Annotated in this window: 23 protein-coding genes; 9 read left to right on the plus strand and 14 right to left on the minus strand. The window is 61.2% G+C overall.

The genetic code is table 11. The annotated features are described in order from the left end of the window. Window positions 1–594 carry an aminodeoxychorismate/anthranilate synthase component II gene (locus VQ575_RS24070; protein ID WP_039590813.1) on the minus strand — a complete coding sequence of 198 codons (594 nt, stop codon included), beginning with the start codon at window positions 592–594 and terminating at the stop codon, window positions 1–3. 409 nt (window positions 595–1,003) lie between these two features. Between VQ575_RS24070 and estP the strand changes: the two genes are divergently transcribed. Then, window positions 1,004–2,911, plus strand: coding sequence for an esterase EstP (gene estP / locus VQ575_RS24075; protein ID WP_039590812.1), 1,908 nt, complete (start codon window positions 1,004–1,006; stop codon window positions 2,909–2,911). 65 nt (window positions 2,912–2,976) lie between these two features. On the opposite strand, the gene trpE is transcribed toward estP, so the two are convergent. The 10 genes from trpE to VQ575_RS24125 form a co-directional block, all read right to left on the minus strand. After that, window positions 2,977–4,458, minus strand: coding sequence for an anthranilate synthase component I (gene trpE / locus VQ575_RS24080; RefSeq protein ID WP_039590810.1), 1,482 nt, complete (start codon window positions 4,456–4,458; stop codon window positions 2,977–2,979). Between the two features lie 70 nt (window positions 4,459–4,528). Next, window positions 4,529–5,347, minus strand: a complete 819-nt coding sequence (locus tag VQ575_RS24085) for a phosphoglycolate phosphatase (RefSeq protein ID WP_039590808.1) — start codon at window positions 5,345–5,347, stop codon at window positions 4,529–4,531. Beyond that, entirely contained in the window at window positions 5,344–6,018 is a 675-nt protein-coding gene (gene rpe, locus VQ575_RS24090) for a ribulose-phosphate 3-epimerase (protein WP_039590807.1), read from the minus strand. The genes VQ575_RS24085 and rpe overlap by 4 nt, the downstream gene beginning before the upstream one ends. 78 nt (window positions 6,019–6,096) lie before the next feature. Beyond that, the gene (locus VQ575_RS24095) at window positions 6,097–7,245 is read right to left on the minus strand and encodes an iron-containing alcohol dehydrogenase (protein ID WP_039590804.1); all 1,149 of its coding nucleotides are present in this window, start codon (window positions 7,243–7,245) and stop codon (window positions 6,097–6,099) included. Window positions 7,246–7,389: 144 nt separating this feature from the next. Beyond that, window positions 7,390–8,214, minus strand: a complete 825-nt coding sequence (locus VQ575_RS24100) for an ABC transporter permease (protein WP_039590802.1) — start codon at window positions 8,212–8,214, stop codon at window positions 7,390–7,392. Between the two features lie 12 nt (window positions 8,215–8,226). After that, window positions 8,227–9,474 carry an ABC transporter permease gene (locus VQ575_RS24105; protein ID WP_039590800.1) on the minus strand — a complete coding sequence of 416 codons (1,248 nt, stop codon included), beginning with the start codon at window positions 9,472–9,474 and terminating at the stop codon, window positions 8,227–8,229. 238 nt (window positions 9,475–9,712) lie between these two features. Then, window positions 9,713–10,756: an ABC transporter substrate-binding protein gene (locus VQ575_RS24110; RefSeq protein WP_003206153.1), complete on the minus strand. Its 1,044-nt coding sequence runs from the start codon at window positions 10,754–10,756 to the stop codon at window positions 9,713–9,715. 50 nt (window positions 10,757–10,806) lie between these two features. Continuing rightward, window positions 10,807–11,931 carry an ABC transporter ATP-binding protein gene (locus VQ575_RS24115; protein ID WP_039590798.1) on the minus strand — a complete coding sequence of 375 codons (1,125 nt, stop codon included), beginning with the start codon at window positions 11,929–11,931 and terminating at the stop codon, window positions 10,807–10,809. A 345-nt stretch (window positions 11,932–12,276) separates the two neighbouring features. Next, entirely contained in the window at window positions 12,277–12,906 is a 630-nt protein-coding gene (locus VQ575_RS24120; RefSeq protein ID WP_039590796.1) for a response regulator, read from the minus strand. Window positions 12,907–12,965: 59 nt separating this feature from the next. Further along, the gene (locus VQ575_RS24125) at window positions 12,966–15,371 is read right to left on the minus strand and encodes a PAS domain-containing sensor histidine kinase (protein WP_039590794.1); all 2,406 of its coding nucleotides are present in this window, start codon (window positions 15,369–15,371) and stop codon (window positions 12,966–12,968) included. A gap of 74 nt (window positions 15,372–15,445) precedes the next feature. Between VQ575_RS24125 and VQ575_RS24130 the strand changes: the two genes are divergently transcribed. Beyond that, window positions 15,446–16,441: an alpha/beta hydrolase family protein gene (locus VQ575_RS24130; protein WP_325918536.1), complete on the plus strand. Its 996-nt coding sequence runs from the start codon at window positions 15,446–15,448 to the stop codon at window positions 16,439–16,441. A gap of 31 nt (window positions 16,442–16,472) precedes the next feature. On the opposite strand, the gene VQ575_RS24135 is transcribed toward VQ575_RS24130, so the two are convergent. The 3 genes from VQ575_RS24135 to VQ575_RS24145 are packed head-to-tail and all read right to left on the minus strand — an operon-like array spanning window position 16,473 to window position 18,935. Then, window positions 16,473–17,240 (minus strand): TerB family tellurite resistance protein, encoded by a 768-nt coding sequence (locus VQ575_RS24135; RefSeq protein WP_039590791.1) that lies wholly within the window; start codon window positions 17,238–17,240, stop codon window positions 16,473–16,475. Between the two features lies 1 nt (window position 17,241). Continuing rightward, complete coding sequence (gene murU, locus VQ575_RS24140) at window positions 17,242–17,913, minus strand: N-acetylmuramate alpha-1-phosphate uridylyltransferase MurU (protein WP_325918538.1); 672 nt, start codon at window positions 17,911–17,913, stop codon at window positions 17,242–17,244. Next, window positions 17,910–18,935 (minus strand): aminoglycoside phosphotransferase family protein, encoded by a 1,026-nt coding sequence (locus tag VQ575_RS24145; RefSeq protein WP_325918540.1) that lies wholly within the window; start codon window positions 18,933–18,935, stop codon window positions 17,910–17,912. The genes murU and VQ575_RS24145 overlap by 4 nt, the downstream gene beginning before the upstream one ends. 130 nt (window positions 18,936–19,065) lie before the next feature. On the opposite strand from VQ575_RS24145, the gene VQ575_RS24150 reads away from it, so the two are divergent. The 7 genes from VQ575_RS24150 to glpE all read left to right on the plus strand — a co-directional run bounded on the left by VQ575_RS24150 (window position 19,066) and on the right by glpE (window position 26,689). Next, entirely contained in the window at window positions 19,066–21,864 is a 2,799-nt protein-coding gene (locus tag VQ575_RS24150; protein WP_039590786.1) for an LPS-assembly protein LptD, read from the plus strand. Then, complete coding sequence (surA, locus tag VQ575_RS24155) at window positions 21,845–23,161, plus strand: peptidylprolyl isomerase SurA (RefSeq protein ID WP_325918542.1); 1,317 nt, start codon at window positions 21,845–21,847, stop codon at window positions 23,159–23,161. The genes VQ575_RS24150 and surA overlap by 20 nt, the downstream gene beginning before the upstream one ends. Further along, on the plus strand, window positions 23,158–24,147 hold the full coding sequence (gene pdxA / locus VQ575_RS24160) for a 4-hydroxythreonine-4-phosphate dehydrogenase PdxA (protein ID WP_045157099.1): 990 nt from the start codon (window positions 23,158–23,160) through the stop codon (window positions 24,145–24,147). Before surA ends, pdxA begins: the two co-directional genes overlap by 4 nt. Further along, entirely contained in the window at window positions 24,144–24,962 is an 819-nt protein-coding gene (gene rsmA, locus VQ575_RS24165) for a 16S rRNA (adenine(1518)-N(6)/adenine(1519)-N(6))-dimethyltransferase RsmA (protein ID WP_198724675.1), read from the plus strand. The genes pdxA and rsmA overlap by 4 nt, the downstream gene beginning before the upstream one ends. 108 nt (window positions 24,963–25,070) lie before the next feature. Further along, window positions 25,071–25,451, plus strand: coding sequence for a Co2+/Mg2+ efflux protein ApaG (gene apaG, locus VQ575_RS24170; protein WP_039590780.1), 381 nt, complete (start codon window positions 25,071–25,073; stop codon window positions 25,449–25,451). Next, window positions 25,451–26,326 carry a symmetrical bis(5'-nucleosyl)-tetraphosphatase gene (locus VQ575_RS24175; protein WP_039590778.1) on the plus strand — a complete coding sequence of 292 codons (876 nt, stop codon included), beginning with the start codon at window positions 25,451–25,453 and terminating at the stop codon, window positions 26,324–26,326. Before apaG ends, VQ575_RS24175 begins: the two co-directional genes overlap by 1 nt. A gap of 33 nt (window positions 26,327–26,359) precedes the next feature. Continuing rightward, a complete protein-coding gene (glpE, locus tag VQ575_RS24180; RefSeq protein ID WP_039590776.1) occupies window positions 26,360–26,689 on the plus strand; it encodes a thiosulfate sulfurtransferase GlpE in 330 nt (109 codons plus the stop codon). Window positions 26,690–26,882 lie beyond the last annotated feature (193 nt).

Genomic DNA, 26,882 nt, shown 5'->3' on the forward strand with positions numbered 1-26,882 from the left:
TTAGCGCGTGCCGCCGGTTTGTTTGAGGAAGTTGGCGAACAGCTCGTGGCCCTGTTCAGTGAGGATAGACTCGGGGTGAAATTGCACACCTTCGATATTTAACGTCTTGTGTCGCAGGCCCATGATTTCATCCACCGAGCCGTCTTCGAGCTGGGTCCAGGCGGTCAATTCCAGGCATTCCGGCAATGTCTCACGCTTGACGATCAAAGAATGGTAGCGAGTGACGGTAAGCGGATGGTTCAGGCCCTCGAAAACACCCTTGTCTTCGTGGAAGACCGGACTGGTCTTGCCATGCATGACTTGTCGGGCGCGCACGACGTCGCCACCAAACGCCTGGCCGATGGACTGGTGGCCCAGGCAGACGCCGAGTATCGGCAACTTGCCGGCAAAATACTTGATAGCCTCGATGGAGACGCCCGCTTCGGTCGGCGTGCATGGGCCAGGCGAGACCACGATGCGCTCAGGCTTGAGGGCCTCGATTTCGGCGATGGTCAGCTCGTCGTTGCGCACTACCTTGACCTCGGAGCCCAGCTCGCCAAGGTATTGCACAACGTTGTAGGTAAAGGAGTCGTAGTTATCGATCATCAGCAACATGGCGTAAACAACCTATTGAATACACTGACTTGGAATACAGCCTTCGAAGAGTGACCCGCACGGTGCTGCGCTGGGCATCACAGCGATGCGCCTGCAAAGCGGTTTTCAAGCGGGTAAAGAAGGCAAATCGGTACAAGTCCGGCGTAGCCGGCATGGAACGTTCAGGCGCGCCAACGCCAGCGGGCGTGAGCCTTGATCAATTGATTCAGAAATTTGCTGACAATCGACACGGGGAAAGTCTCGTTCATACGTTCCGGCACAGTAACTTAGCTGGGCGGAGCACGCAATAAGACGGGCCCGCAGGGCCTCTAAACAATCACGATGCCAGCCGACGGGTGGCAGAGCGCGGGAGGCATTTGGTACTGTCGTTTCGTTTCTCTATAAAAACAAGATTGAAAAGGACCTTCTCATGATCAAACAGACGTTGTTCGTACCGCTTGCCGGTTGCCTGCTGGCGATAGCATGTGCCCAGGCAGGCGCCGCTCCGAACCCTTATTCCAAGTTCATTGTGTTCGGGGACAGCCTCAACGACGCCGGCCAATTCACCGATGCCGGAGGCCCACCCGGCTCGACCGAGCGCTATACCAACCGAACCGGCCCGATCTACACGGACGGCAGCGGCGAGGCCTACTCGGCCAACTCCACCCAATTACTCGGCGGGCGCCTGGGCTACTCCGACGATGAGACCGCCGCCTCCACTTCGGCTGTGCGCGCCGGTCAGGGGCTGGCAGATGGCAATAACTGGGCGGTGGGTGGTTATCGCACCGACCAGATCCTCGAATCGATTACCGGCATTTCCGACACCGGTGAGCGTAGCCGCCCCGGTTATCTGCAATCCAATGGCCTGCGTGCCGATCCGGATGCGCTGTACTACATATCCGGCGGTGGTAACGATTTCCTTCAAGGCCTGGTGCTGACTCCCGCACAAGCGAACGCCGCCGCGGACCGCCTGGCCGACAGCGTCCAAGTTCTGCAAACCGCCGGTGCCCGCTATGTAATGGTCTGGTTGTTACCCGACCTGGGGCTGACACCAGCCCTCAATGGCACGCCACTGCAAGGCGCTGTCTCGCAGCTGGGCAACCAGTTCAACCAACAACTGATCACGCGACTGCAGGGCATCGACGCTGAAATCATTCCGTTGAACGTACCGTTGTTGCTAAAGGAAAGCTTCGCTGATCCGGCACGATTCGGCCTCGCCGCCGGAGAAAATCTTACCGCCACATGCTTCAGCGGCAACGGCTGCACGGAAAACCCCACCTATGGCATCAACAGCGCCACGCCCGATCCCAGCAAACTGATCTATAACGACGCGGTCCACCCCACCGAGGCCGGGCAGAAGCTGATTGCCGGCTACGCCTATTCCCTATTGGCGGCGCCGTGGGAACTGACATTGATGCCGGAAATGGCCCATTCGACCTTACGCGCCCATCAGGATGAACTGCGCAGCCAATGGCAATCGGACTGGGAGGACTGGCAGGCGGTCGGCCAATGGCGCGCCATCGTCGCAGGCGGCGGCCAGCACATGGACCTGGACAGCCAGGACAGCGGCGCCAGTGCCGACGGCAGCGGCTACAGCCTCAACGTCGGCGGCAGCTATCGCCTCAACGAGGCCTGGCGTGTGGGTGTAGCTGCCGGGCTGTACCGCCAGGATATGGACGCAGGCGCTAACGATTCGACGTACAAGCTCAACAGCTACCTGGCGACGGCTTTCGCGCAGTTCCAGCAGAACCGCTGGTGGGCCGACGCTGCGCTGACCGGCGGCAAGCTCGACTACGACAACCTGGAGCGCAAGTTCGACCTGGGTGTCAACGAAGCCCAGGAAAAAGGCGACACCGACGGTCATCTGTGGGCATTCAGCTCGCGGGTGGGCTACGACATTGCCCAGCCGGGCAGCGAATGGCATCTCTCGCCGTTCGTCAGCGCCGACTACGCGAAGGTTGAGGTAGATGGCTATTCGGAAAAGAGCAACCGCTCCACGGCCCTGACCTTCGATGACCAGACCCGCGACTCGAAACGCCTGGGCATCGGCTTGCAGGGCAAATACAACATCACCCGGCAGACCCAGGTGTTTGGCGAATATGCCCACGAACGCGAATACGAAGACGACACGCAAAAGGTCAACATCGCCCTCAACAGCTTGCCAGCCAACGACTTCACGCTTGAAGGCTACACGCCACAGAGCCACTTGAATCGCCTGAGCCTGGGCGTCAGTCACAAGTTGACCAACGACCTGGCGCTGCGGGGCGGTTATACGTTGCGCAAGGATGATGACCTGACCCAGCAAGGCGTGAGCCTGGGGGTCAGCCTGGACTTCTAGTCGTGTAAACCCTGTGGGAGCGAGCTGCTCGCTCCCACATTGATCAGATCAAGCTGCGACAGGATTCAGTCGCTGGAGGTCTGCTCGGCCAACGCCACGGCGCGGAACATCGCCCGGCGCTTGTTCAGGGTTTCTTCCCATTCCAACGCGGGCACCGAGTCGGCGACGATGCCGCCGCCGGCCTGCACGTGCAGCTCGCCGTCCTTGATGACCGCAGTGCGAATGGCAATCGCGGTGTCCATGTTGCCGTTCCAGGCAAAGTAACCCACGGCCCCGCCGTACACACCCCGCTTGACCGGCTCCAGTTCGTCGATGATTTCCATCGCGCGGATCTTCGGCGCGCCCGACAAGGTGCCCGCCGGCAGGATCGCCCGCAAAGCGTCCATTGCCGTCAGCCCGGCCTTCAACTGGCCGGTGACGTTGGACACGATATGCATCACGTTTGAATAGCGCTCGATGACCATTTTCTCGGTGAGCTTCACCGACCCCACTTCCGAGACCCGCCCAGTGTCATTGCGGCCCAGGTCGATCAACATCAAGTGTTCGGCGATTTCCTTGTCGTCCGACAGCAGGTCCTCTTCCAGCGACCGGTCAGCCTCCTCCGTGGCGCCACGGGGACGAGTGCCGGCGATCGGTCGGACGGTGATCAGGTTGTCTTCGACGCGCACCAGCACTTCCGGCGAACTGCCCACGACATGGAAGTCGCCGAAATTGAAGAAGTACATGTAGGGCGTCGGGTTGAAACAGCGCAGCGCCCGGTAGAGATCGATGGGCGCGGCCTTGAAGTCGATGGACATCCGTTGCGACGGCACGACCTGCATGCAATCGCCGGCGAGGATGTATTCCTTGATCGTATCGACGGCCCGTTCGTAATCGTCCTGGGTGAAGCTGGAACGGAACACCGGGTCGGCGGCCGACTGCTTGTGGAAGTCCAGGCCTGGGCGCGGCGTGATTGGCTGGCGAAGCTTTTCCAGCAGCGCCTGCAGGCTTTCCTGCCCCTGCTCGTAGGCGTCTTCCCGGGACGGGTCGGCGAGGATAATCGCGTGCATCTTGCCGGCGAGGTTATCGAAGACCACGACCGCGTCGGAGACCATCAGCAAAATGTCCGGCACCCCAAGCGGATCGGGGTTCGGACAGGTGCCGAGACGTTTTTCCACATAGCGCACGCAGTCATAGCCGAAATACCCCACCAGGCCACCGTTGAAACGCGGCAGCCCGGGGATGGTCGGCACGTTGTAGCGGGCCTTGAAGGATTCGACGAACGCCAGCGGATCCTCCACTTCTAAGCTTTCGATCTCGACGCCGTCCTGGGTCACGCTGACGCGATGGTCATGCACCCGCAGCACCGTACGGCACGGCAAGCCAATCATGGAATAACGGCCCCACTTCTCACCGCCCTGCACCGATTCAAGCAGATAGGAGTTCGGCTGGTCGGCCAGCTTGAGATAGATCGACAGCGGCGTGTCGAAGTCGGCCAGGGTTTCGCAGGCAAGCGGGATGCGGTTGTAGCCGGCAGCGGCTAGACGCAGAAATTCTTCGCGGATCATGGTGTGCCTCGTGGCAAGAGGAGCTGACAGTCAGGTATGCAAACGCGCCGGATAACCGGCCAAGATCACGTCAGGCGCGCCAACGCCAGCGGGCCAGGGCCTTCATGACTTTCATCCAGAGTTTGCGAGTGACCACCACGATGGCGTTTCCAGAAGAGGATTGAACAGCGTCGGGCAACGTTATCTCAGCGGCCGGGTCCAGGCAACCGGGAATTAACAGGCGCAAATCATCGATCACCAGCGTCGGAAACTCTTCGGCGATGGGCCGGCCGTGGTTGTAGCCGTAACTCAGGGCAACGCACTTGACCCCTGCCGCCTTGGCCGCCAGCACATCGCTGCGCGAGTCGCCGACAAACAAGGATTGGGAGGCCGGGATGTTGGCCATTTTCATGACGAAGAACAGCGCGGCCGGGTCGGGCTTTTTCTGTGGCAAGGTATCGCCGCCGATGATCCAGCGGAAATAGCGGCCGATCTTCATCTGGTCCAGCAGCGGCGCGACGAAGCGTTCCGGCTTGTTGGTGATTAGGGCCATCTCCACGCCTTGCTTTTTCAGCCACTTGAGGGTGGAACGCACGCCGGGATAGACCACCGTCAGCTGGTGATTGTCTTCATAGGCTTCATTGAACAACGCCAGCGCCTGCTCGGCCTCGGCGTCATCGACGCCTTGGGCATCGATGTCGTTGGCCAGGGCCCGGCGCACCAGCATGGGCGCGCCGTTGCCGACCCAGTGGCGCACCGCATCGATGCCGGCGGGCGGGCGTCCGAGCTTGAGCAGCATCGTGTCCACGGCCGCCGCGAGATCCGGAACCGAATCGACCAGTGTGCCATCAAGGTCGAACATCACCAGACGCGGCAAGCTGCCGGGGAACAGCTGCTCGAAGCCGCTCATGGACGGGCCAGGGCCAGTTCAGAACGCATCTTTTCAATCACTTCTGCATAGTTCGGCGCATTGAAGATCGCAGAACCGGCGACAAAGGTGTCGGCGCCGGCCGCGGCGATTTCACGAATATTGTTCACATTCACGCCACCGTCGATTTCCAGGCGGATGTCGCGGCCCGAGGCATCGATCAGCGCACGGGCTTCGCGCAGCTTGTCGAGGGTGCCCGGGATGAACTTCTGCCCGCCGAAGCCAGGGTTGACGCTCATCAGCAGGACCATGTCGACCTTGTCCATCACGTACTTGAGCACGTCCAGGGGCGTGGCCGGGTTGAATACCAGGCCGGCCTTGCAACCGCCTTCGCGGATCAACTGCAGGGAACGGTCGACATGCAGCGTAGCTTCCGGGTGGAAGGTGATGTAGGTCGCGCCAGCCTCGATGAAATCGCCAACGATGCGATCCACCGGGCTGACCATCAGGTGCGCATCGATCGGCGCGGTGATGCCGTATTTGCGCAGCGCCGCGCAGACCATCGGGCCGATGGTCAGGTTGGGCACGTAGTGGTTGTCCATGACATCGAAGTGCACGATGTCGGCCCCGGCGGCCAGAACGTTGTCCACTTCCTCGCCCAGGCGGGCGAAGTCGGCGGAGAGAATCGACGGAGCAATAGCGAAGGGCTGCATCACGCACCTGTTTTGAGCGAAATCACGATGGCGCGCATTGTATACCTCAAGATTTGGCGCGCCCACCGTGACAATCGATCAATACGCCGCACGGTAGATCTTCTCGATATCGGCGGCGCTCAGTTGGCGCGGGTTGTTGCGCATCAGCCGCTCGATCCCTGCGGCTTCCACCGCCATGGAGGGGATCACGTCCTCGGTCACGCCCAGTCCGCTCAGGCCCTGGGGAATCTGCACGGCGGCGCACAAGGCGACCATGGCCTCCACGGCTTCATCGGCCGCTTCGAGGTCACTCAGGTGGGCGGTCCTGAGGCCCATGGCCTCGGCAATGTCGCGCATGCGCTCGACGCAGGCCATCTTGTTCCAAGCCATCACATAAGGCAGCAACAAGGCATTGGCGACACCATGGGACACATGGAAGCGCCCGCCCAACGGATAGGCCAGCGCGTGCACCGCCCCGACCCCGGCATTACCAAAGGCCATGCCGGCCATCAGGCTGGCCGTGGCCATGTCTTCACGGGCCTGCAGATGGTTAGGATTGGCGTAGGCCTTGGGCAACGCGCGGGTGATCAGCTTGATTGCACCGATGGCCAGGGCGTCGGTGATCGGTGAAGCATTGAGGGACAGGTAGGCCTCGATGGCGTGCACCAGCGCATCCACGCCACTGGCAGCCGTTACGCCGCGTGGGCAGGTGAGCGTCATTTGCGGGCTGACCAGCGCCACGTCCGGCAACAGGTAATCGCTGACGATGCCTTTTTTCAGTTGCGCGGCCTTGTCGGAGAGAATGGCGACGTTGGTAACTTCCGACCCGGTACCGGCCGTGGTGGGAATGGCGATCATCGGCGGGCCTTTGCGCGGCACCTGGTCGACGCCGAACATATCCTGCAACTCGCCGTGGTATCCGGCATAGACGCCCACGCACTTGGCGATGTCGATGGCACTGCCGCCGCCCAGGCCAATCAGGCCGTCATGCCCACCGTCGCGGTAGGCTTGCATGCAGTCTTCGACGATGGCGATTTCCGGGTCGGGCATGACCCGGTCGAAGATCTCGTAGTCGCGCCCGCCCAGGTGCTGCAAGGCCAAGTCCACGGTGCCGGACTTGACCAGCGCCGCATCGGTCACGATCAACGGATTGTCGACATCCAGCCGCGTCAGCTCGGCCGCCAGTTGCTCGATGGCAGCAGCACCGGTGATCAATTTATGGGCGATCTTGAACGAGGAAAGACTCATTGTGCGCGGCCTCTTGTTCGAGAATGGGCTGGCACAAGGATAGCTCGGTATTGAGGGTTAGCTTGTCATTCAGCGCGTGAATGCGATGAAGGACCATCGTGGCAGCGAGCCTGCTCGCTGCCACGATGGTCCTTCAGCAAGCCGTCAGACTTGGGTAGTACGCAGCTTCTCGCTGCGCCCACGCAACCATTCCAATGTCAGCAACAGGATCACCGAGAAGGCAATCAGCAGCGTCGCCGCCGCTGCGATGGTGGGGCTGAGGTTTTCGCGGATGCCGCTGAACATCTGCCGTGGCAACGTGGCCTGCTCGGGACCGGCCAGGAACAAGGTCACCACCACCTCATCGAACGATGTCGCGAAGGCGAACAGCGCGCCGGAAATCACGCCAGGGGCGATCAGCGGCAGGGTCACCCGGCGAAACGCCGTCAATGGCGAGGCTCCGAGGCTGGCGGCGGCTCGAACCAGGTTGTGATTGAAGCCCTGCAAGGTCGCCGAAACCGTGATGATGACGAACGGTACGCCCAGTACCGCGTGGACCACGATCAGCGAGAAGAAACTGTTGCCCATTCCCAGTGGTGCGAAAAACAGGTAGCTGGCCACCCCGATGATCACGACCGGCACCACCATGGGCGAAATCACCAGGGCCATCACCAGCGCCTTGCCCGGGAAGTCGCCACGGGTCAGGCCAATGGCCGCCAGCGTGCCGAAGATCATCGCCAGCAACGTCGCCGCCGGGGCAACAATGATGCTGTTCTTCAAGGCCCGCATCCATTCCGCCGAAGCGAAGAAATCGTGGTACCACTGCAGCGAAAAACCTTGCAGCGGGTAGACCAGGAAGCTGCCGGAGTTGAACGACAACGGGATGATCACCAGCACCGGCAGGATCAGAAACAACAGGATCAGCCCGCAGAGAATGCGCAAGGTGTAGAACCACACCCGCTCGACGGGGGACATGTAAGGACTCAGCATTTCGATTTCCCCTTAGCTCAGACGCAGGCGACTGGCGCCCACCAACCAGCTGTAAATCAGATAAAGCACGATGGTCGCCAGCAAGAGCAGCCCGCCGAGCGCCGTGGCCATGCCCCAGTTGATGCTGGTGTTGGTGTAGAACGCGACGAAGTAGCTGACCATCTGGTCGTTCGGGCTGCCCAGCAGCGCCGGCGTGATGTAGTAGCCGATGGCAAGGATGAACACCAACAGGCAACCGGCGCCGACACCGGCATAGGTTTGTGGGAAGTACACCCGCCAGAAACTGGCGAACGGGTGGCAGCCCAGGGAAATTGCCGCTCGCATGTAGGTTGGCGAGATGCCCTTCATCACGCTGTAGATCGGCAGGATCATGAACGGCAGCAGGATGTGGACCATGGAGATGTACACGCCGACGCGGTTGAACACCAGCTCCAGGGGCTTATCGATGATGCCCATGGCCATCAAGGCGCTGTTGATCAAGCCACCCGATTGCAGCAACACGATCCACGCCGCCACCCGCACCAGGATCGAGGTCCAGAACGGCAACAACACCAGGATCATCAACAGGTTGCTTTGGCGCGATGGCAGATTCGCCAGCAGGTAGGCCAATGGATAGGCGAGCACCAGGCAGATTGCGGTGATCACCAGGCCCATCCAGAAGGTACGGGTGAAGATATCGAGGTAGATCGCCTGGTCAGGGGTGGCCGGGGCCAGTTCGCCGAGGTCATCGATGCGGTGATCGACAGCCGCCAGCAAGTAATACGGGGTAACGTCGCTGGTGTTGCGGCGGATCACCTGCCAGTACGCCGGGTCACCCCAACGCTCATCGAGGTTCTCCAATGCTTCTTTATAAGAGGTCGGCTCGGTGGCAAACGGCAACGCCCGAGCGGTCTTGGTCAGCAGGCTGCGATAGCCGGCCAGCTCCATGTTCAGGCGCTTGGACAAGTCGCCCAGGGTCTGATTCTTGCGGGCTTCGGCCAGGTCTTCACTGGCAGCCTTGTACACCGGCTCGCCCGGCAAACCGCGTCCGTCCCACGCTGCGACGGCGGCGACGGTGCGCGGCATGGCGCCCACCACTTCCGGGTTGCTGACGCTTTTGAACAGCAGCGCGACGATGGGCACCAGGAACACCAGCAACAAAAACAGCACCAACGGCGCGATCAGGGCCTGGGCCTTCCAGCGGTTGACCCGCTCTGCGCGCTTGAGCCGCTGCTTGAGGGTGGGGCTGGTGCCCGCGTTCAGTGGAACGGCGATGGCCATGGCGAACTCCGCAAATCTTTTATCGTTACAGGGGCGGCGGGCCGCCTCTGTTCTTTTGAAACCGCAACCTGTGGGAACGAGTCATTGTGGCGAGCGAGCTTGCTCGCGCTGGGCCGGCCCGACGCCTCGGGCGAAGCGGCCCCAAAATTTTGTCGGCAACATCAATTTTGTGAGTGCTGCGCACTCAAGCGGGAGAATCTCCCTCGCCACAAAAGCCCGTTCAGCCGGGATGCTTCAGTTACTTCGCAGCCCAGGAATTGAAGCGCTGCTCAAGTTGCTCGCCGTTGTCAGCCCAGAAGCTGACGTCGATCTGCACCTGGTTGGCGATGTTTTCCGGGGTGGTCGGCATGTCCTTCAGGACATCCTTGGCCAGCAACGGCACTGCCTGGGTGTTGGCCGGGCCGTAGGCGATGTTTTCCGAGTAGGTCTTCTGCTGCTGCGGCGCCACCGAGAAGGCGATGAACTTCTTCGCCGCTTCGGCGCGGGTCTTGTCCAGGCCGCGTGGAATGGCCCATGCATCGAAGTCGTAGATGCCGCCGTTCCACACCACTTTCAGGTTGCTTTCTTTTTGTACCGCAGCGATCCGGCCGTTGTAGGCCGAGCTCATGACCACGTCACCGGAAGCCAGGTACTGCGGCGGTTGGGCGCCAGCTTCCCACCATTGGATGTTCGGCTTGAGTTCGTCGAGCTTCTTGAACGCGCGATCCTGGCCATCCTTGCCGGCCAGCACTTTGTAGACGTCTTTCGGCGCTACGCCGTCGGCCATCAGGGCGAATTCCAAGGTGTACTTGGCGCCCTTGCGCAGGCCGCGCTTGCCTGGGAATTGCTTGGTGTCCCAGAAGTCCGCCCAACTGGTCGGCGCGGTCTTGAGTTTGTCGGCGTTGTAGGCCAACACGGTCGACCACACGAAGAAACCTACGCCGCAAGGCTGGATGGCGCCCTTGACGTAGTCTTCGGCTTTGCCGAACAGGGCCGGATCCAGCTGTTCGAACATGTCTTCGTCGCAACCACGGGACAATTCCGGGGATTCGACTTCAACCAGATCCCAGGAAACGCTCTTGGTGTCGACCATGGCCTTGACCTTGGCCATTTCGCCGTTGTATTCGCCGGCCACGATCTTGCCGTTGCCGGCCGCTTCCCACGGTGCGTAGAAGGCTTTGACCTGGGCCGCCTTGTTCGCCCCGCCGAAAGACACCACGGTCAGGTCCGGGCCCGCCGCCATCGCGCTTGCCGCACCCATCATGCCCAGTGTCAGGGCTGTGAACTTCAGGGATCTCAACATTTATTGTTCTCTCCACGTGCAGGGTTGGTGTTGGTTACAGCAGGGGGCGATCAATTCGCCTCTAGAAGGGGATCGAGCGCACGCACATGCTCGACTTGCCAGCCAAGCGGAACCACGTCCCCAACGGCCAGCCCGGGATCGAGCTCGGCAATCGGTTGTTTCACGAAGAAGTCGTTCTTGCCGCAGACTTCCAGGCGAACCCGGACGTGGTCGCCCAGATAGATGAATTCCGCCACCCTCCCTGAGAAGCGGTTGACACATTGTTCACTGGAACCGTTGAGGCTGACCCGCTCCGGCCGGATCGACAGCGTGACCGGCTCGCCCGGCTTGCCGACATTGACGGCCAGGGCCTCGACTTTTTCGCCACGCCCCAGTTCCACCAGGCAGCGATCACCGGTCTGGCTGTGCAGGCGCCCGTTGAGGCGGTTGTTTTCACCGATGAAGTTGGCGACGAAGGTGTTCTTCGGTTCTTCGTACAAGGTACGCGGAGGAGCGATCTGCTGGATCTCGCCTTGGTGGAACACGGCAACGCGGTCGGACATGGTCAAGGCTTCGCCCTGGTCGTGGGTCACGTAGACGACGGTCACGCCGAGGCGCTGGTGCAGGTGCTTGATTTCCATCTGCATGTGTTCGCGCAGTTGTTTGTCCAGTGCGCCGAGGGGTTCGTCCATCAACACGAGTTGCGGCTCGAACACCAGCGCCCGCGCCAGGGCAACTCGCTGCTGCTGGCCACCGGACAATTGTGCCGGGTAGCGTTGTGCGAAGGTTTCCAACTGGACCATGCTCAGGACACGCTTGACCCGATCACCGACGTCGCTCTTGTTCAGGCCGCGCACGGTCAGCGGGAAGGCCAGGTTCTCGGCGACGGTCATGTGCGGGAACAAGGCGTAGTTCTGGAACACCATGCCGATGTCGCGCTTGTGCGGCGGCACGTTATTGATCGAGCGGCCGGCCAATTGGATCTCGCCGGCGGTCGGGGTCTCGAAACCGGCGAGCATCATCAGGCTGGTGGTCTTGCCGGAGCCGGAAGGCCCGAGCAGGGTCAGGAACTCGCCTTTGCGAATGTCCAGGTTGAGGTCCTTGACGATCAGGTTCTCGCCGTCGTAGCTCTTTTGAACACCACGAAAGCTGACCAGCACATCACTGGTCCCCGCGCTTGAATCGACCTGGCTCATACCCGCACCTTTTGTATTGATGACTGCTTGTGAGTCCAAGCCTAGTGGAGCCCGGGACCCACGCAAATCGGGGCGCAGGAGAGAATCGCCTCAGCCGGGTGGAAGAGCCGGGGTAGGGATTGCCCTACAAGGATGGCGGGATTGGATAAATGCAGTTGCGCACTTCAAGCGGCAAGCTGCAAGTTGGGGGCAAATGCGGTAGCGAGGCGTGTCGTAAATGGATATGCCGACACGAAACGCTGTGGGAACGAGCTTGCTCGCGATGGCGGCGTGTCGGCGACATCGGTACTGATGGTGTGACGCTTTCGCGAGCAAGTTCGCTACCACAGGAGACGGTGGTGAACGTCAGAGCAACTTGTGCTCCATCGCATACTTCACCAATTCGGCCAGCGAGGTGATGTTGAGCTTTTGCATCAACCGCGCCTTATGGGTACTGATGGTCTTGCTGCTCAGGGCTAATTGCTGGGCGATGTCATTGACGTTGGCGCCTTGCGCGAGGCGCTCGAAGACCGAGAATTCGCGCTCCGATAACAGCGAGTGCAGCGGCCGCGTATCGGTCAGGCCCACTTCGAAGACCATGCGGTCCGCCAGGTCCGGATCAATATATCGACCACCGGCCGCGACCTTGCGAATCGCCATGAGCAGCAAGGCTGGATCGCTGTCCTTGGTGGCGTAGCCGGCGGCACCGACCTTCAGGGCGCGAGCGGCCATTTGCGCCTCGTCATGCATCGACAGCACCAGGATGGCCGGCGGATTGCTCAGTGCCCGGATCCGCGGGATCGCCTCCAGGCCGTTGACGCCTGGCATGGAAATATCCAGCAGCACCACTTCGCACGGCACGTGTCGCAAGGTCTCGAGCAATTGCTCACCATTGCTCGCCTCCCCCACCACCACCAGATCCTTGGCCAGGCCGATCAATTGCTTGATACCTTCACGGACGATGGTGTGGTCTTCGGCTACCAGTACACGGATCACGGTTCTTCTCCAGATTTGGAATCATCGCGAGCAAGCTCGCCACACAGGGTTCGTGCACATCAATCGAGTTGCGGCTTGTCCAGCGGTACCCACACGGCAAGGGAAGTCCCCTCGCCCGGTTCACTTTCCAGGGTCAACCGCCCCCCCATGATCAACACTCGCTCACGCATGCCGACCAGGCCGAAGGATGTCGGCCGCCCGGTATCAGCAATAAATCCTACACCGTCGTCGCTGACTGTCAGACACAACTGGTCGCCTTCCTGAGTCAGCGTCAGTTCCACAGTATGCGCCTGGGCATGGCGCATCACATTGGTCAGAGCTTCCTGGAGAATCCGGAACAGGCCGATGGCCTTGGCGTCGCTCAATGGCGGCAAGTTGTCAGGAACCTGCACCAGACAGGGAATCTGCGTGCGCGCCTCGAAGCGCCGGGCCTGCCATTCAATGGCCGAGGCGATACCGGCATCGAGAATCGGCGGGCGCAAAGCCGTCGCCACGTCCCGCACCAACTGGAACAATTGGGCGATCAGGCGTTTCATGCTGTTGAGCCGCTCTTGCAGGCCGGGGTCCAGCTGGGCGTAGGCCAGTTCGCACATGGATGTCTCCAGCTTCAGCACCGTCAGCATCTGACCCAGCTCATCGTGAACTTCCCGGGCAATGCGCGCTTTTTCCTCCTCCCGCACGCTTTCCAGGTGCGCCGACAATTCACGCAACTGCTCTCGGGAGCTGGCCAGCTCCAGTTCGATGCGCTTGCTTTCGGTGATGTCCCAGACGATTCCGTCCCAGACGTAGGCGCCATCCTCGAGACGGCGCGTGATTGCCTTGATCTCGGCCCAGCGCTGCTGACCGTCGCGGGTGAGGATGCGGCCTTGCCATGACCAGTCGCTGTCACTGTCCAGCGCCTGGTCCTGGGTGCGGTGATAATCGGCCTTGTCCTCCGGGTGCACCAGGCTGCGCAGCCCGGTATCGCTGCGGGCCAGGGTCGCCGGAGAGTAGCCCACCAGACTTTCGCTGCCTTCGCTGATGTAGGCAAAATCGATCTGCCCAGTCACCGGCGCCCGCTCCAGGCGAAAGACCAACCCCGGCACGTTGGCGGCGATGCCTTGCAGCCGCGCCTCGCTTTCGCGCAAAGCCGCCAATGCGCGTCGCCGCTCGGTCACGTCGTTGAGGTAGACGACCAGGTATTCGGCATCACGAAACCGCAAGAAGCTCAGGGAAACGTCGGCCGGCAGGATACTGCCATCGGCTCGCACGCATTCGGTCTCGAAACTCTGTGGTCCGTCTTCACTGGCGCGGGCGCGTTTCCACAAATTCAACCAGCGGTCCATGTGCAAACCCGGCTCGAAATCGATAAGCGGCCGGTCGATGATCGCGCCCGAAGCGTAGCCCAACATGGTTTCAGCGGCGCGGTTGGCGTAGCGCACATGACTGTCCCAGTTGACCCAGAGGATGCCGACCGTGCTCTGGTCAATGGAAAACTGTGTCAAGCGCAAGGCTTCTTCGCTGGCGGTACGCTGGGCAATGTCCTCGCGCGCGGTACGCAAGCGGCGCTCCAGTGCGCGTTGCTGGCGGCGTTGCCAAAACACGATGGCCACGCTGGCGAGCAACAGCGCCAGCAACAGCAAGGTCAGGTTCTGCCAGAAACCCGGGGTTTCGGTCAGGCGCGGGTATTTCGGCTTGAGCCAACGACTGTGCAACTGTTCCAGCTCCTTGGCCGGGATGGCCTGCAGGGCACTGTCGATAATTTCGGACAACTGGAGCCAGTCCCGGCGCGTGGCGACCCGTAGCAACTGTGGTGAACCAATATCGCCCACTACCGCCAGCTCGGAGAATTCGGGTTCGACCATCAACCGTCCAAGCTGCGCCTCATCGACCACCGCGTATCGGGCCTGCTGGGTCAGCAACAATTGCAGCGCCTCGCGCTCCATCGGCACGCCTTGCAGGTTCAGCGCCGGATAATTGCCGCGCAGATAATCGGCCGTGGCGCTGGGCATGCGCACCGCAACGCGGACCTGGCCGTCGAGCTTCTCCAACTCCACGCCCTCAGCGCCCTTCTGCGCGCCGACGATCAATTGCGGCACGCGCATGTAAGGATCGGAAAACTGCCAGAGCCTGAGCCCGACCGGAGTCTGGGTCAGGCCGGGAGCAACATCGATTTCGCCGTCGCGCACCGCTGCTTCCAGTTGCGCGACGTCTTGGAAATTGCGCCACGTCAGATCGACGCCCAACGCCTTGCCCAGCCATTGCATCAACTCGACGTTGGTGCCGGACAACCGCTGCAAACGCCGGTCGTACTGCGCAAAAGGCGCCTGCAATACCAGGCCGACCCGCAGCGGTTGATGTTGTGCCAACCATTGGCGCTGCTCTGCGCTCAATTGCACGCCATGGGTCTGCGGCGCGGGCGCAGCCCATGTCATCAAGGGAAGCCATAAACAGCCGATAACCCACAGGCAGCAAAAACGCATCATCGAAGTCTCATGCACTGACAAATACTGACCAACCCATTAGGCTGCCGGAAATACTTCTGGTCATGGAATATCCGATGCCCTCTGTTTATCGCCTGGCGTTGCCAGCATTGTGCCTGTCGCTGATCCTGCCGAGTGCATTTTCTGCACAGGCTGGCGAAACGGCGCCCGCCGCCGCGGAGCAAGCCGCCGGGGACAAACCGGTCGAACGCCAGCCCTTGCTCGAGCGAAGCCAGGAAGAGGCCGCGGCGCTCGTACGAAAAGTGCCCGCTCAGGAACAGCAACAGCTACAAACCGGCAGCGATGCTTTTCTAGCGCTGTGGAAGCCCGCCAATACCAGCGAGCCCAAGGGCGCAGTCATCATAATCCCCGGTGCGGGTGAAACCGCTGACTGGCCTCAAGCCGTCGGCCCCCTGCGCAAGAAACTGCCTGATGCCGAATGGAGCAGCCTGAGTATCACGCTACCGGACCTGCAAAGCGACGTCATCGCTCCGCGCACCGTGGAAACTCCTCCCGAGACCAAGCCCGCGGATGTCGCTGCTGCGGCACCAGACACCACGACTGCGGCGCCGATCGAGCAAGTGACCGGGGGCGAAGCCGAGGCGGCGGATGCGGTCATCGCTGAAACCGGCGAAGAACATGCCAAGGCCGATGCCGAGCGCATTTTCGCCCGCATCGACGCGGCCCTGGCCTACTCCGAACAGCAGAGCGCCCGCAGCATTGTGCTGCTGGGCCATGGCACGGGCGCCTATTGGGCAGCGCGCTACCTTAGCGAAAAGCAGCCTTCGCAGATCGAGCGCTTCGTGATGGTCGCAGCCCAGGCCCCGGTCACCGCCAAACCTGGCCTGGCAGAGCTGACGCCAACCCTGAAGCTGGCAACCGCCGATATTTTCTATATGGACAAGCCGCTGGACCGCAACGCGGCGCTGGAACGCCTGCAAGCGAGCAAACGCTTGAAAGGTTCGACCTTCAGCCAGGTTGCCCTCAAGGCCCTGCCGAACCGGTCGGCGGAACAAGAGCAACTGTTCCGTCGGATTCGGGGTTGGTTGAATCCTCAGAATCCGGGGGAGTGAGACTAAGCTCACTCGACCCAGGTGCCGCGAACTAGCGGAAATCCCTTCGCTCGCGAATCAAGCGATAGGCATTGTGCAGGTCCCGGGTCTTATCGGTGGCCTCGCGAACCTGTGAAGGCGTGGCTCCGCTGCCGGCGATCTTGTCCGGGTGATGCCGGCTGAGCAAGCGGCGGTAGGCCCGCTTGATTTGCGGCGGTTCACTGGTGCCCGAAACACCCAGCAATCGCAATGCCTCCTGATAAGTCATGCCACTCGTGGGTTGCGACAGTTTCTGCGGTTCGTAGTCCATCGCCAGCGCCTGGACCTGCTGCGGCGTCCAGCCGAGCCACTTTCCCCATTGGACAAGCAGCTCGCGCTCGCTGGCGCCGGCGCGGCCATCGGCCCAGACCATCCGCCAGCAGGCGCGTAGCACGCCTTCAGCCGCATGGGGTTGGGTGGCGAGGCGACGCAGATAACCGCGCAGGCGATCATGCTCGGACTTGCCCCGGTTGAACGCCGCGATGGCACGACGTTGCGCCGGCTCGCTCAAATCAAGCGCGCGCATTTCCTGGCGAGCCTGCTGGATATGGCCGTCAACAACGCGGCCATCGCTTTTCGCCAAGCGTCCGAGCAACACAAACAACAACTCATCGTTGCGCAACGCCGGGCGGCCGCCCAGGCGTTCACGCACTTGTGCCCAACTGTGCACGTTCAGGCGCCTGTCCAGCGCCTGCCCCAGCAACGCGCCAAGCATGGCCCCCGGGATGCTGGCTATGGCAAAGCCTGCTCCCGCTCCGATCAGAGTCCCTGGCCACCACATATCAACGGCTCGCTTCTATCAATTTTTCAACCTGTGCCAAACGTTCAAGTGTCCCAACATCGACCCAATGCCCTTGCAAGCGCTCGCCGCTGGCCTGACCTTGGTCCATGGCCTTGCGCAGCAACGGTGCGAGCTTGAACGCGCCGTCCACGCAGCCGTCGAACAATCGCGGATGCAGGACGGCAATGCCGCTATAGGTCAGTTTGTCGGCCGTCGGCGCGCCTTCATGAACCTTTCCGTCGGTCAGGACGAAATCGCCGCCTGGGTGGTGTTCAGGATTGTCCACCAGCACCAGATGAACCACGCCCTCGAGCGGACGGTGCAAGCTGCGGAAATCGAAGTCAGTCCATATGTCGCCATTGACCACGAGGAACGGCTCATCGCCCAGTAGCGGCAGGGCCCGGAAAATCCCCCCGCCGGTTTCCAGCGGCTCGCCTTCCGGCGAATAGATAATGCGCACGCCGAACCGCGAGCCGTCCCCCAGGTAATCTTCGATCTGCTGCCCGAGCCAGGCGTGATTGATGACAATCTCGTCAAACCCGCCGGCGACCAATGCCCGCAGGTGATATTCGATCAAGGGAGTGCCGGCGACACGGATCAATGGCTTGGGCGTGGTGAGCGTCAACGGTCGCATGCGCTCGCCCTTGCCCGCCGCCAGGATCATGGCCTTCATGCGCTTGCTCCGGCCGATGGGCGCAGGCTGCGAAGCAGTTCGCCCAGCGGTGCGAGCTCAGGGCGGCGGGCAATCACCGCTTCTATATAGTCGAAGAAGCGCGGCACATCGCCCAAGTAGCGCGGCTTGCCGTCGCGATGGCAGATGCGCGCGAAGATCCCGATCACCTTGAGATGGCGCTGCACGCCCATCAAGTCGCTGGCTCGCAGGAAATCTTCGAAGTCCGGCTGCACGGGAATGCCAAGTGCGACGGCCTGCTGCCAGTAATCCTCCAACCAACCGCGCACCCGCGCCTCGGGCCAACTGAGGAAGGCGTCCTTGAACAGGCACGTCACATCGTAGGTCACCGGTCCATAGACCGCATCCTGGAAATCCAGCACGCCTGGATTGGGTTCGCTGAGCATGAGGTTGCGCGGCATGTAGTCGCGGTGCACCAGCACTTTCGGCTGGGCCAGGGCGCTGCTGATCAACAGCTCTGAAGCCTGCTGCCAAAGCTGCTGCTGGGTCGCATCGAACTCGACGCCCAATTCGCGCTTGACGTACCACTCCGGGAACAACTCCAACTCACGACGCAGCAACGGAATGTCATAACTGGGCAGCGGTGCGACCATTGGCAGTTGTTGAAAAGCCAACAGCGCTTGCAAGGCATCGCGGAATAAATCGTCGGCGTTTTCGCCGTTGATCACATCCAGGTAGGTCTGGTTGCCCAGGTCATTGAGCAAAAGAAACCCGCGATCGAGGTCCTCGGCATAAATTTTTGGCACGTTGATGCCGGATTTCGCCAACAAAAACGCGATATCCACGAAGGGTTTGCAGTTTTCCTGGGGCGGCGGGGCATCCATCACGATCAGGCTATGGCCCTCGCCTTCCCAGCGGAAATACCGCCGGAAACTCGCGTCACTGCTGGCGGCGGTCAACGTGGCCGGGGGTACGGCGCCCCAGCCCTGTTGAGTGAAAAGAATCGGTAGCTGCTCATCGAGCCAAACTTTCAGGTGTTGCAAGCGTACATCTTGGTCAGGCATTGCAAGGGTCTCCGACGGCGCTAGCCGTCAAGCGGGTCATGCTTTATTATCCAGCATCTTTTTCAGACCATCGAGAGGCGTGCGGCCCACACCGCGGGCAGATGGCACGCAGGAAGCCCGGACTAATAAGATGGCATTGAAATCCCCCGCGTTTCGTAAAAAATTTCCGTTGCTGGTCACCGGCAGTCTGCTGGCCCTGCAACCCCTGGCCTCTTCATTCGTCGTTGCGGCGCAGCAGTATGACTGTTCCGTCTCCGCTTCGGGTGCCTGGGACTGTTCACCCAAGACACCGGCCGCAGCTTTGCCGCCACGTCCCGTGCATGAAGGCAGCGCGGTTGCCGACAGTGGCAGCGCTCCGGCCGACAGCGATTCGGGCGAGGTAGCCGGCGACAAGCCGATGCTCGTCACCGAAGCCAAGGGCCGCGGCCTGAAGACGCGCAGTGAAGACTACAGCCACCTCGACTGGGTTCCTCGCGAGAATCTCACGCCTGCTCAACTGGCCGAGACCGGCCCGTACTGCGCTGGCGCGTACATCGAGCCGTCGCGCCCGGGCATGAACGACAAGACCGCCAAGAGCGATGCCCCGACCTTCCTCGGTGCCAAGGCTTCGCGCTACGAGCAGGAGCAACAGGTGGCGACCCTGGCCGGTGACGTTGTCATGCGCCAGGGCAGCATGCAGGTCGAGGCCGACGAGGCCAGCCTGTACCAGGCCGAGAACCGCGGCGAGCTGAGCGGCAACGTGCGCGTTCGCGACAACGGCGCGCTGATCGTCGGCGACCATGCCGATGTACAGCTGGATACTGGCGAAGCCAAGGTCGACAACGCCGAATACGTGATGCACAAGTCGCGCATCCGCGGTAATGCGCTGTATGCCAAGCGCGCCGAGAACGCGATCATCCGCCTCAAGGACGGTACGTACACCACGTGCGAACCGGGCAGCAACGCCTGGACACTCAAGGGCAACAACATCACCTTGAACCCGGCCACCGGCTTCGGCACCGCGACCAACGTGACACTGCGGGTCAAGGACATTCCGGTCCTGTACACGCCCTATATCTACTTCCCGATCGATGACCGTCGCCAGTCCGGCTTCCTGCCGCCGACCATCGGCAGCGGCAGCGATACCGGCTTCCTGCTGGTTACCCCGTACTACTTCAACCTGGCGCCGAACTACGACGCCACGTTGTACCCGCGCTACATGAGCAAGCGCGGCATGTTGATGGAAGGCGAATTCCGCTACCTGACCAAGTCCAGCGAAGGTCAGTTCGGCGCTGCATACCTCAACGATGAAGACGATGAGCGTAGTGGCCAGACCGACTACGACAAGACTCGCTACATGTACAACTGGCAGCACAAGGGCGGCCTGGATTCGCGTGTATTCACAGAAGTCGACTACACCAAGATCAGCGATCCGTACTATTTCCAGGATTTGCAGACCGACCAGATCGGCGTCGAATCGCGGGACTATGTGAACCAGCAAGGCGCGGTCAGCTATCGAGGCGATACCTATACCGCACGGCTGAATGTCCAGGCCACACAGATGGCCACTATCTCGAACATCACGCCTTATGATCGCTTGCCGCAGATCACCTTCAATGGTGCGTTGCCGCAGCATCCGGGCGGTCTGGATTTCGCCTACAAGACTGAGTTCGTGCGCTTCGATCGTGATCTGCGGACCGGTAATTACGTCGATGAAAACGGGGTACCCGACCCATTCCTTGACACTAACGTCAGAGGATTGGCCCGTGCTACTGGCGACAGGATGAATCTGGCACCTGTGGTCAGCCTGCCGATGAACGCAAGTTATGGCTTCATCAAGCCATCACTCAAGTATCAGTACACTCAGTACGATCTGGACCTCGACAGCAGAGGCAAAGCCGACATTGCCGCCCAGGGCCCAGAGGGCGATCGCCTCAACGGTACGTATAGCAGCAGCCAGAACCGTGGCGTTCCAATCGCCAGCATTGACAGCGGTCTTTACTTTGACCGTGACACCCAGTGGTTCGGCAAGAACTATCGCCAGACCCTGGAACCGCGCCTGTTCTACCTCTACGTGCCGGATGAAGACCAGAGCGACATTCCGGTCTTTGACACCAGCGAATATACCTTCAGCTATGCATCGCTGTTCCGTGACAACCGATTCTCGGGTTCCGACCGCGTAGGGGACGAGAACAAGCTGTCCCTGGGCGTCACGAGCCGCTGGATCGAAGAAAACGGCTTCGAGCGTCAACGCATCAGTGTTGGCCAAGCCCTCTACTTCAAGGATCGCGAGGTCCAGTTGCCAGGCATTGATGCCCGAACTCGGGACGATGCCCATTCCGACGTTTCGCCATATGCGCTGGAATATGAATATCGCTGGAATCGCGACTGGCGCACCACGGCCGAATATAACTGGGACCCAGACACCCACAGCCCTCGCTCCGGCAGCGCAATGTTCCACTACCAGCCGGAGGACAACCCGAACAAGGTTATCAACGCCGGTTATCGCTATCGCAACGACCAGATCCGGTACGACGAGAACACTGGCCAATGGCAAGTCGGCGGCGGCGACTACGGCACTCCCGGTTCGCCTGGCTACGTGAAGGACTACTACAAGATCAAACAGCACGACTTCTCGGTCATCTGGCCGATCGTGCCGCAGTGGAACGCAATCAGCCGCTGGCAGTATGACTACAACCGCAACCGTACTCTGGAAGCCTTCGGTGGTTTCGAATACGACAACTGCTGCTGGAAACTGCGCCTGATAAACCGTTACTGGGTCGACTATGAAGAATTCAGTCAAGCCGCCCCGGAAAACGAAAAAGGCGACCACGGCGTCTTCCTCCAAATTGTTCTGAAGGGACTCGGCGGCCTCACCGGCGCCAAGGTAGAGAGCTTCCTCGACAAAGGCATTCAAGGTTATCGTGAACGTGAAGACCAAGCTTTCTGATTGTCTGCGCCCGCTGATGCTGGGCGCATTGTTCCTGGGTACCGCGGCCAACGCCGCGGTACAGTCCATCGACAAGGTCGTGGCCATCGTCGATAACGACGTGGTCATGCAAAGCCAACTGGACCAGCGCGTCCAAGAAGTGCAGCAAACCATTGCCAAGCGTGGCGGCGGCTTGCCACCACCGGGCGTGCTGGACCAACAAGTGCTCGAGCGCCTGATCGTCGAAAACCTGCAGTTGCAGATTGGCGAACGTTCCGGCATCCGCATCACTGATGAAGAACTGAACCAGGCCGTCGGCACCATTGCCCAGCGCAACAACATGACCATCGATCAGTTCCGCGCCGCCCTGGCTCGCGACGGCCTGTCCTTTGACGACGCCCGCGACCAGATCCGCCGCGAGATGGTCATCAGCCGGGTACGTCAGCGTCGCGTGGCCGAACGCATCCAGGTGTCCGAGCAGGAAGTGAAGAATTTCCTCGCCTCAGACCTGGGCAAGATGCAACTGTCTGAAGAACTGCACTTGGCGAACATCCTGATTCCTACCCCCGAAAGCGCCAACTCCGAAGCGATTCAGAGTGCTTATCGCCAGGCCATGGATGTCTACCAGCAGCTCAAGCAAGGCGCTGACTTCGGCCAAATGGCGGTAGCGCGTTCGGGCAGTGAAAACGCCCTGGAAGGCGGCGACATGGGCTGGCGTAAAGCCGCTCAACTGCCACCACCGTTCGACCGTGAGCTCAGTGCCATGGCCGTCGGCGACATTACCCAGCCTGCCCGCACCCCTGGCGGCTTCATCATCCTGAAGTTGCTGGAGAAACGCGGTGGCGGTACCCAGGTGCGCGACGAAGTCCATGTTCGCCATATCCTGATCAAACCGAGTGAAATCCGCAGCGAAGCCGAGACCAAGCGCCTGGCCGAGAAACTCTACGAGCGGATCACCTCAGGCGAAGACTTCGCCGAGCTGGCCAAGAGCTTCTCGGAAGACCCTGGGTCGGCCCTCAATGGTGGCGACCTGAACTGGGTCGATCCGAATGCGCTGGTTCCCGAGTTCCGCCAGGTCATGGCCGAGACCCCACAGGGTCAACTGTCCAAGCCGTTCAAGAGCCCTTATGGCTGGCACGTACTGGAAGTCCTTGGCCGTCGCGCCACTGACAGCACCTCCCAGGCGCGCGAACAGCAGGCGATGACGGTATTGCGTAACCGCAAGTACGACGAAGAGCTGCAAACCTGGCTACGCCAGATTCGCGACGAAGCCTACGTCGAGATCAAACTCCCTGGTGCAGACCAGGCAGCGCAGTGAAACCCAAGCGTTTCGCGCTGACCCCCGGCGAGCCTGCCGGCATCGGTCCCGACCTGTGCCTGCTGCTCGCCTCGCAAGCCCAGCCGCACCCCCTGATTGCCATCACCAGCCGCGACCTGCTCCTCGAGCGGGCCGCGCAGCTGGGGGTGGACGTCAATCTGCGTCCGGTCACACCAGACGCCTGGCCTGATGCCCCGGCACCCGCGGGCAGCCTGTATGTCTGGGATACACCGCTGGGCGCCCCGGTTGTTACGGGCCAACTGGATACCGCCAACGCTGCTTTTGTCCTGGAAACCCTGACCCGCGCCGGCCAAGGCTGCCTGGACGGGGCTTTCGCCGGCATGATCACCGCGCCGGTACACAAGGGCGTCATCAATGAATCCGGCATTCAGTTTTCCGGACACACGGAATTCCTGGCCGACCTGACGCAAACCGCGCAAGTCGTGATGATGCTCGCCACCCGCGGCCTGCGCGTGGCCCTGGTCACCACTCACCTGCCCCTGCGGGACATCGCCGACGCTATTACCCCGGAACGCATCGAGCGAGTCGCGCGGATATTGCACACCGACCTTCAGAACAAATTCGGCATCGCCCGGCCACGTATCCTGGTGTGCGGGCTGAACCCTCATGCAGGGGAAGGCGGACACCTGGGCCGTGAAGAAATCGACATCATCGAACCCACATTGGAGCGCTTGCGCAGCGAGGGCATGGACCTGCGTGGCCCGCTACCTGCCGACACTCTATTTACCCCCAAATATCTGGAGCACTGCGATGCGGTGCTGGCGATGTACCACGACCAGGGCCTGCCCGTGTTGAAGTACAAAGGCTTCGGCGCAGCGGTGAACGTGACCCTGGGCTTGCCGATCATCCGCACCTCCGTGGACCACGGCACTGCCCTGGACCTGGCTGGCAGCGGCAAGATCGACACCGGCAGCCTGCAAGTCGCATTGGAAACCGCGTACCAGATGGCCGAGACTCATATATGACCGAGCAATACCAACACCGCGCGCGCAAGCGCTTCGGCCAGAATTTCCTGCATGATGCCGGCGTGATCGACCGCATCCTGCGCTCAATCAATGCCAAGCCCGATGATCGCTTGTTGGAAATCGGTCCGGGCCAGGGCGCACTGACGCAGGGTCTGCTCAGTAGCGGCGCGCAACTCGACGTGGTGGAACTGGACAAGGACCTGGTCCCGATTCTGAATCAGCAGTTTGCAGGAAAAAGCAATTTCAACCTGCATCAAGGCGATGCGCTGAAATTCGATTTCAACAGCCTGGGTGCCGCGCCGGGCAGCCTTCGTGTAGTGGGCAACCTGCCCTATAACATCTCGACGCCACTGATCTTCCACCTGCTGAACAATGCCGCCCTCATCCGCGACATGCACTTCATGCTGCAAAAGGAAGTGGTCGAGCGCCTCGCCGCGGGTCCTGGCGGCGGTGATTGGGGTCGCTTGTCGATCATGGTCCAGTACCATTGCCGGGTCGATCATCTGTTTAACGTGGGTCCGGGCGCATTCAACCCTCCCCCCAAAGTCGATTCCGCGATCGTCCGCCTTGTACCGCACGCGGTCCTGCCGCACCCCGCCAGGGACCACAGACTTCTGGAGCGCGTGGTACGCGAAGCATTCAACCAGCGTCGCAAAACCCTGCGCAACACCTTGAAACTATTGCTCGGCAGCGCTGAAATCGAAGCCGCCGGCGTCGACGGCAGCCTGCGCCCCGAGCAATTGGACCTGGCGGCCTTTGTGCGCCTGGCCGACAAGCTCAGCGAACAGGTCACGCCAAACGACAACGCCCCCTGACACGCGACGATCGTTATCGGGCAGTACGCCAGTCTGGTTTACTACCCGATACTTGGCCTAGACTGACTCCCTCAGTGACTCCCGCGTCCCGCTTCCAAGGCCTTTTGCATGTCCGATCCTCGTTACCAGGTCGACGTCAGCGTCGCCACCCGCTTTCTCGCTGAACAGTCGCAACCCGAGCACAACCGCTTCGCCTTCGCCTACACCATTACCGTGCGCAACAACGGCTCGCTGCCAGCCAGGTTGCTGTCCCGGCATTGGGTCATCACCGACGGCGACGGCCATGTCGAAGAGGTGCGGGGCGAAGGAGTGGTTGGCCAGCAGCCGCTGATCGATGCAGGCAAGAGCCACAGCTACAGCAGCGGGACGGTGATGACGACCAAGGTCGGCACCATGCAAGGCACTTACCAGATGCTTGCCGAAGACGGTAAGCGCTTCGATGCGATCATCAAGCCTTTCCGCCTCGCGGTGCCTGGAGCGCTGCACTGATGGCCACGTATGCGGTGGGCGACCTGCAGGGCTGCCTGGACCCGCTCAAATGCCTGCTGGAACAGGTAGCGTTCGACCCATGCAAAGACACGTTGTGGCTGGTAGGCGACCTGGTCAACCGGGGTCCGCAATCGCTGGAAACCCTTCGTTTCCTCTACGGCATCCGCGATTCGTTGGTGTGCGTGCTTGGCAATCACGATTTGCACCTGCTGGCCGCCTGGCAAAACATCGAACGCCTGAAAAAGTCCGATACCTTGGGCGAGATCCTGGGCGCGCCTGATTGCGTCGAACTGCTCGAATGGTTGCGCCAGCAAAAACTCATGCATTACGACGAGGCGCGACATCTTGCGCTGGTACATGCCGGCATCCCGCCCCAATGGTCCCTGCGCAGGGCGCTAAAATGCGCGGGCGAAGTGGAGCAGGCATTGCGCGACGATAACCTGTTCGCTCCCTACCTGGACGGCATGTACGGCAACGAACCCGTCAAATGGGACAACGACCTCACCGGAACGGCCCGCCTTCGGGTGATCACCAACTATTTCACCCGCATGCGTTTCTGCACCCGCGACGGCAAGCTCGACCTCAAGGGCAAGGAAGGCATCGAGACCGCCCCGCCCGGCTACGCGCCCTGGTTCAAGCACAAGGAGCGCAAGACCCGCGACCTGAAGATCATTTTCGGGCACTGGGCGGCCCTTGAGGGAAAAACTGGCGAAGCCGGGGTCATTGCCCTCGATACCGGCTGCGTCTGGGGTAGCGCGATGACACTGATGAACGTCGACACCGGCGAGTTGCTGCGCTGCGATTGCGACGAGAAAGGCCACGCCAAGCCCCATCAACCGACTACTGAATCAATGCCGGCCAGCACCGCCGTTTGAACGGCGCCACGCTTGAGGCCAGAGGAGTCTTTCATGACCGAATTCAAACGTATCCCTCCCGAAGCGGCCCACGCACTGCTCAAGAAAGGGGCTGTCGTCGTCGATGTGCGCGACCCGGCGACTTTCGCAGCTATGCATATCAGCGGCTCCAAGCATCTGGATAACCATTCCCTCCACGCTTTCATCCAGGGCGCTGATCTCGATGCGCCTACCGTCGTGGTCTGCTATCACGGCAACTCCAGCCAGAGCGCGGCGGCTTACCTGGTCAGCCAGGGCTTCAGCGACGTCTACAGCCTGGACGGCGGTTTCGAGCTATGGCGGACGGTTTATCCTAATGAAACAGAGCAAGCCACCCAGGAATAATTTTTTATGACGCCCAAGCCCGCGAGAACCGCGGGCTTGGGCGATGGCAGACGAACGGTCTGCCACAACTAATTACGTATTCAACCTTTACCTCTCGGATTCCGAACTATCCTTAGCCTCAGGCCATCCAAAACAGGGGAGAGCCGGTACACCGGCGCGCGGATCATCGGTAGTCAGCTTTCAGGAGCCCACA

This window comes from Pseudomonas frederiksbergensis (genome assembly GCF_035751725.1).
In the GTDB taxonomy this organism is placed as follows: Bacteria; Pseudomonadota; Gammaproteobacteria; order Pseudomonadales; family Pseudomonadaceae; genus Aquipseudomonas; species Aquipseudomonas frederiksbergensis_A.

Coding starts and splice junctions, on each gene's coding strand:
- rsmA (WP_198724675.1), top strand. CDS start 24,144: ATGACCGAGCAATACCAACACCGCGCGCGCAAGCGCTTCGGCCAGAAT.
- rpe (WP_039590807.1), bottom strand. CDS start 6,018: ATGCAGCCCTTCGCTATTGCTCCGTCGATTCTCTCCGCCGACTTCGCC.
- murU (WP_325918538.1), bottom strand. CDS start 17,913: ATGAAGGCCATGATCCTGGCGGCGGGCAAGGGCGAGCGCATGCGACCG.
- VQ575_RS24070 (WP_039590813.1), bottom strand. CDS start 594: ATGTTGCTGATGATCGATAACTACGACTCCTTTACCTACAACGTTGTG.
- glpE (WP_039590776.1), top strand. CDS start 26,360: ATGACCGAATTCAAACGTATCCCTCCCGAAGCGGCCCACGCACTGCTC.
- estP (WP_039590812.1), top strand. CDS start 1,004: ATGATCAAACAGACGTTGTTCGTACCGCTTGCCGGTTGCCTGCTGGCG.
- VQ575_RS24130 (WP_325918536.1), top strand. CDS start 15,446: ATGCCCTCTGTTTATCGCCTGGCGTTGCCAGCATTGTGCCTGTCGCTG.
- VQ575_RS24105 (WP_039590800.1), bottom strand. CDS start 9,474: ATGGCCATCGCCGTTCCACTGAACGCGGGCACCAGCCCCACCCTCAAG.
- VQ575_RS24100 (WP_039590802.1), bottom strand. CDS start 8,214: ATGCTGAGTCCTTACATGTCCCCCGTCGAGCGGGTGTGGTTCTACACC.
- VQ575_RS24145 (WP_325918540.1), bottom strand. CDS start 18,935: ATGCCTGACCAAGATGTACGCTTGCAACACCTGAAAGTTTGGCTCGAT.
- VQ575_RS24085 (WP_039590808.1), bottom strand. CDS start 5,347: ATGAGCGGCTTCGAGCAGCTGTTCCCCGGCAGCTTGCCGCGTCTGGTG.
- VQ575_RS24135 (WP_039590791.1), bottom strand. CDS start 17,240: ATGTGGTGGCCAGGGACTCTGATCGGAGCGGGAGCAGGCTTTGCCATA.
- VQ575_RS24175 (WP_039590778.1), top strand. CDS start 25,451: ATGGCCACGTATGCGGTGGGCGACCTGCAGGGCTGCCTGGACCCGCTC.
- VQ575_RS24110 (WP_003206153.1), bottom strand. CDS start 10,756: ATGTTGAGATCCCTGAAGTTCACAGCCCTGACACTGGGCATGATGGGT.
- VQ575_RS24095 (WP_039590804.1), bottom strand. CDS start 7,245: ATGAGTCTTTCCTCGTTCAAGATCGCCCATAAATTGATCACCGGTGCT.
- trpE (WP_039590810.1), bottom strand. CDS start 4,458: ATGATCCGCGAAGAATTTCTGCGTCTAGCCGCTGCCGGCTACAACCGC.
- VQ575_RS24125 (WP_039590794.1), bottom strand. CDS start 15,371: ATGATGCGTTTTTGCTGCCTGTGGGTTATCGGCTGTTTATGGCTTCCC.
- apaG (WP_039590780.1), top strand. CDS start 25,071: ATGTCCGATCCTCGTTACCAGGTCGACGTCAGCGTCGCCACCCGCTTT.
- VQ575_RS24150 (WP_039590786.1), top strand. CDS start 19,066: ATGGCATTGAAATCCCCCGCGTTTCGTAAAAAATTTCCGTTGCTGGTC.
- VQ575_RS24115 (WP_039590798.1), bottom strand. CDS start 11,931: ATGAGCCAGGTCGATTCAAGCGCGGGGACCAGTGATGTGCTGGTCAGC.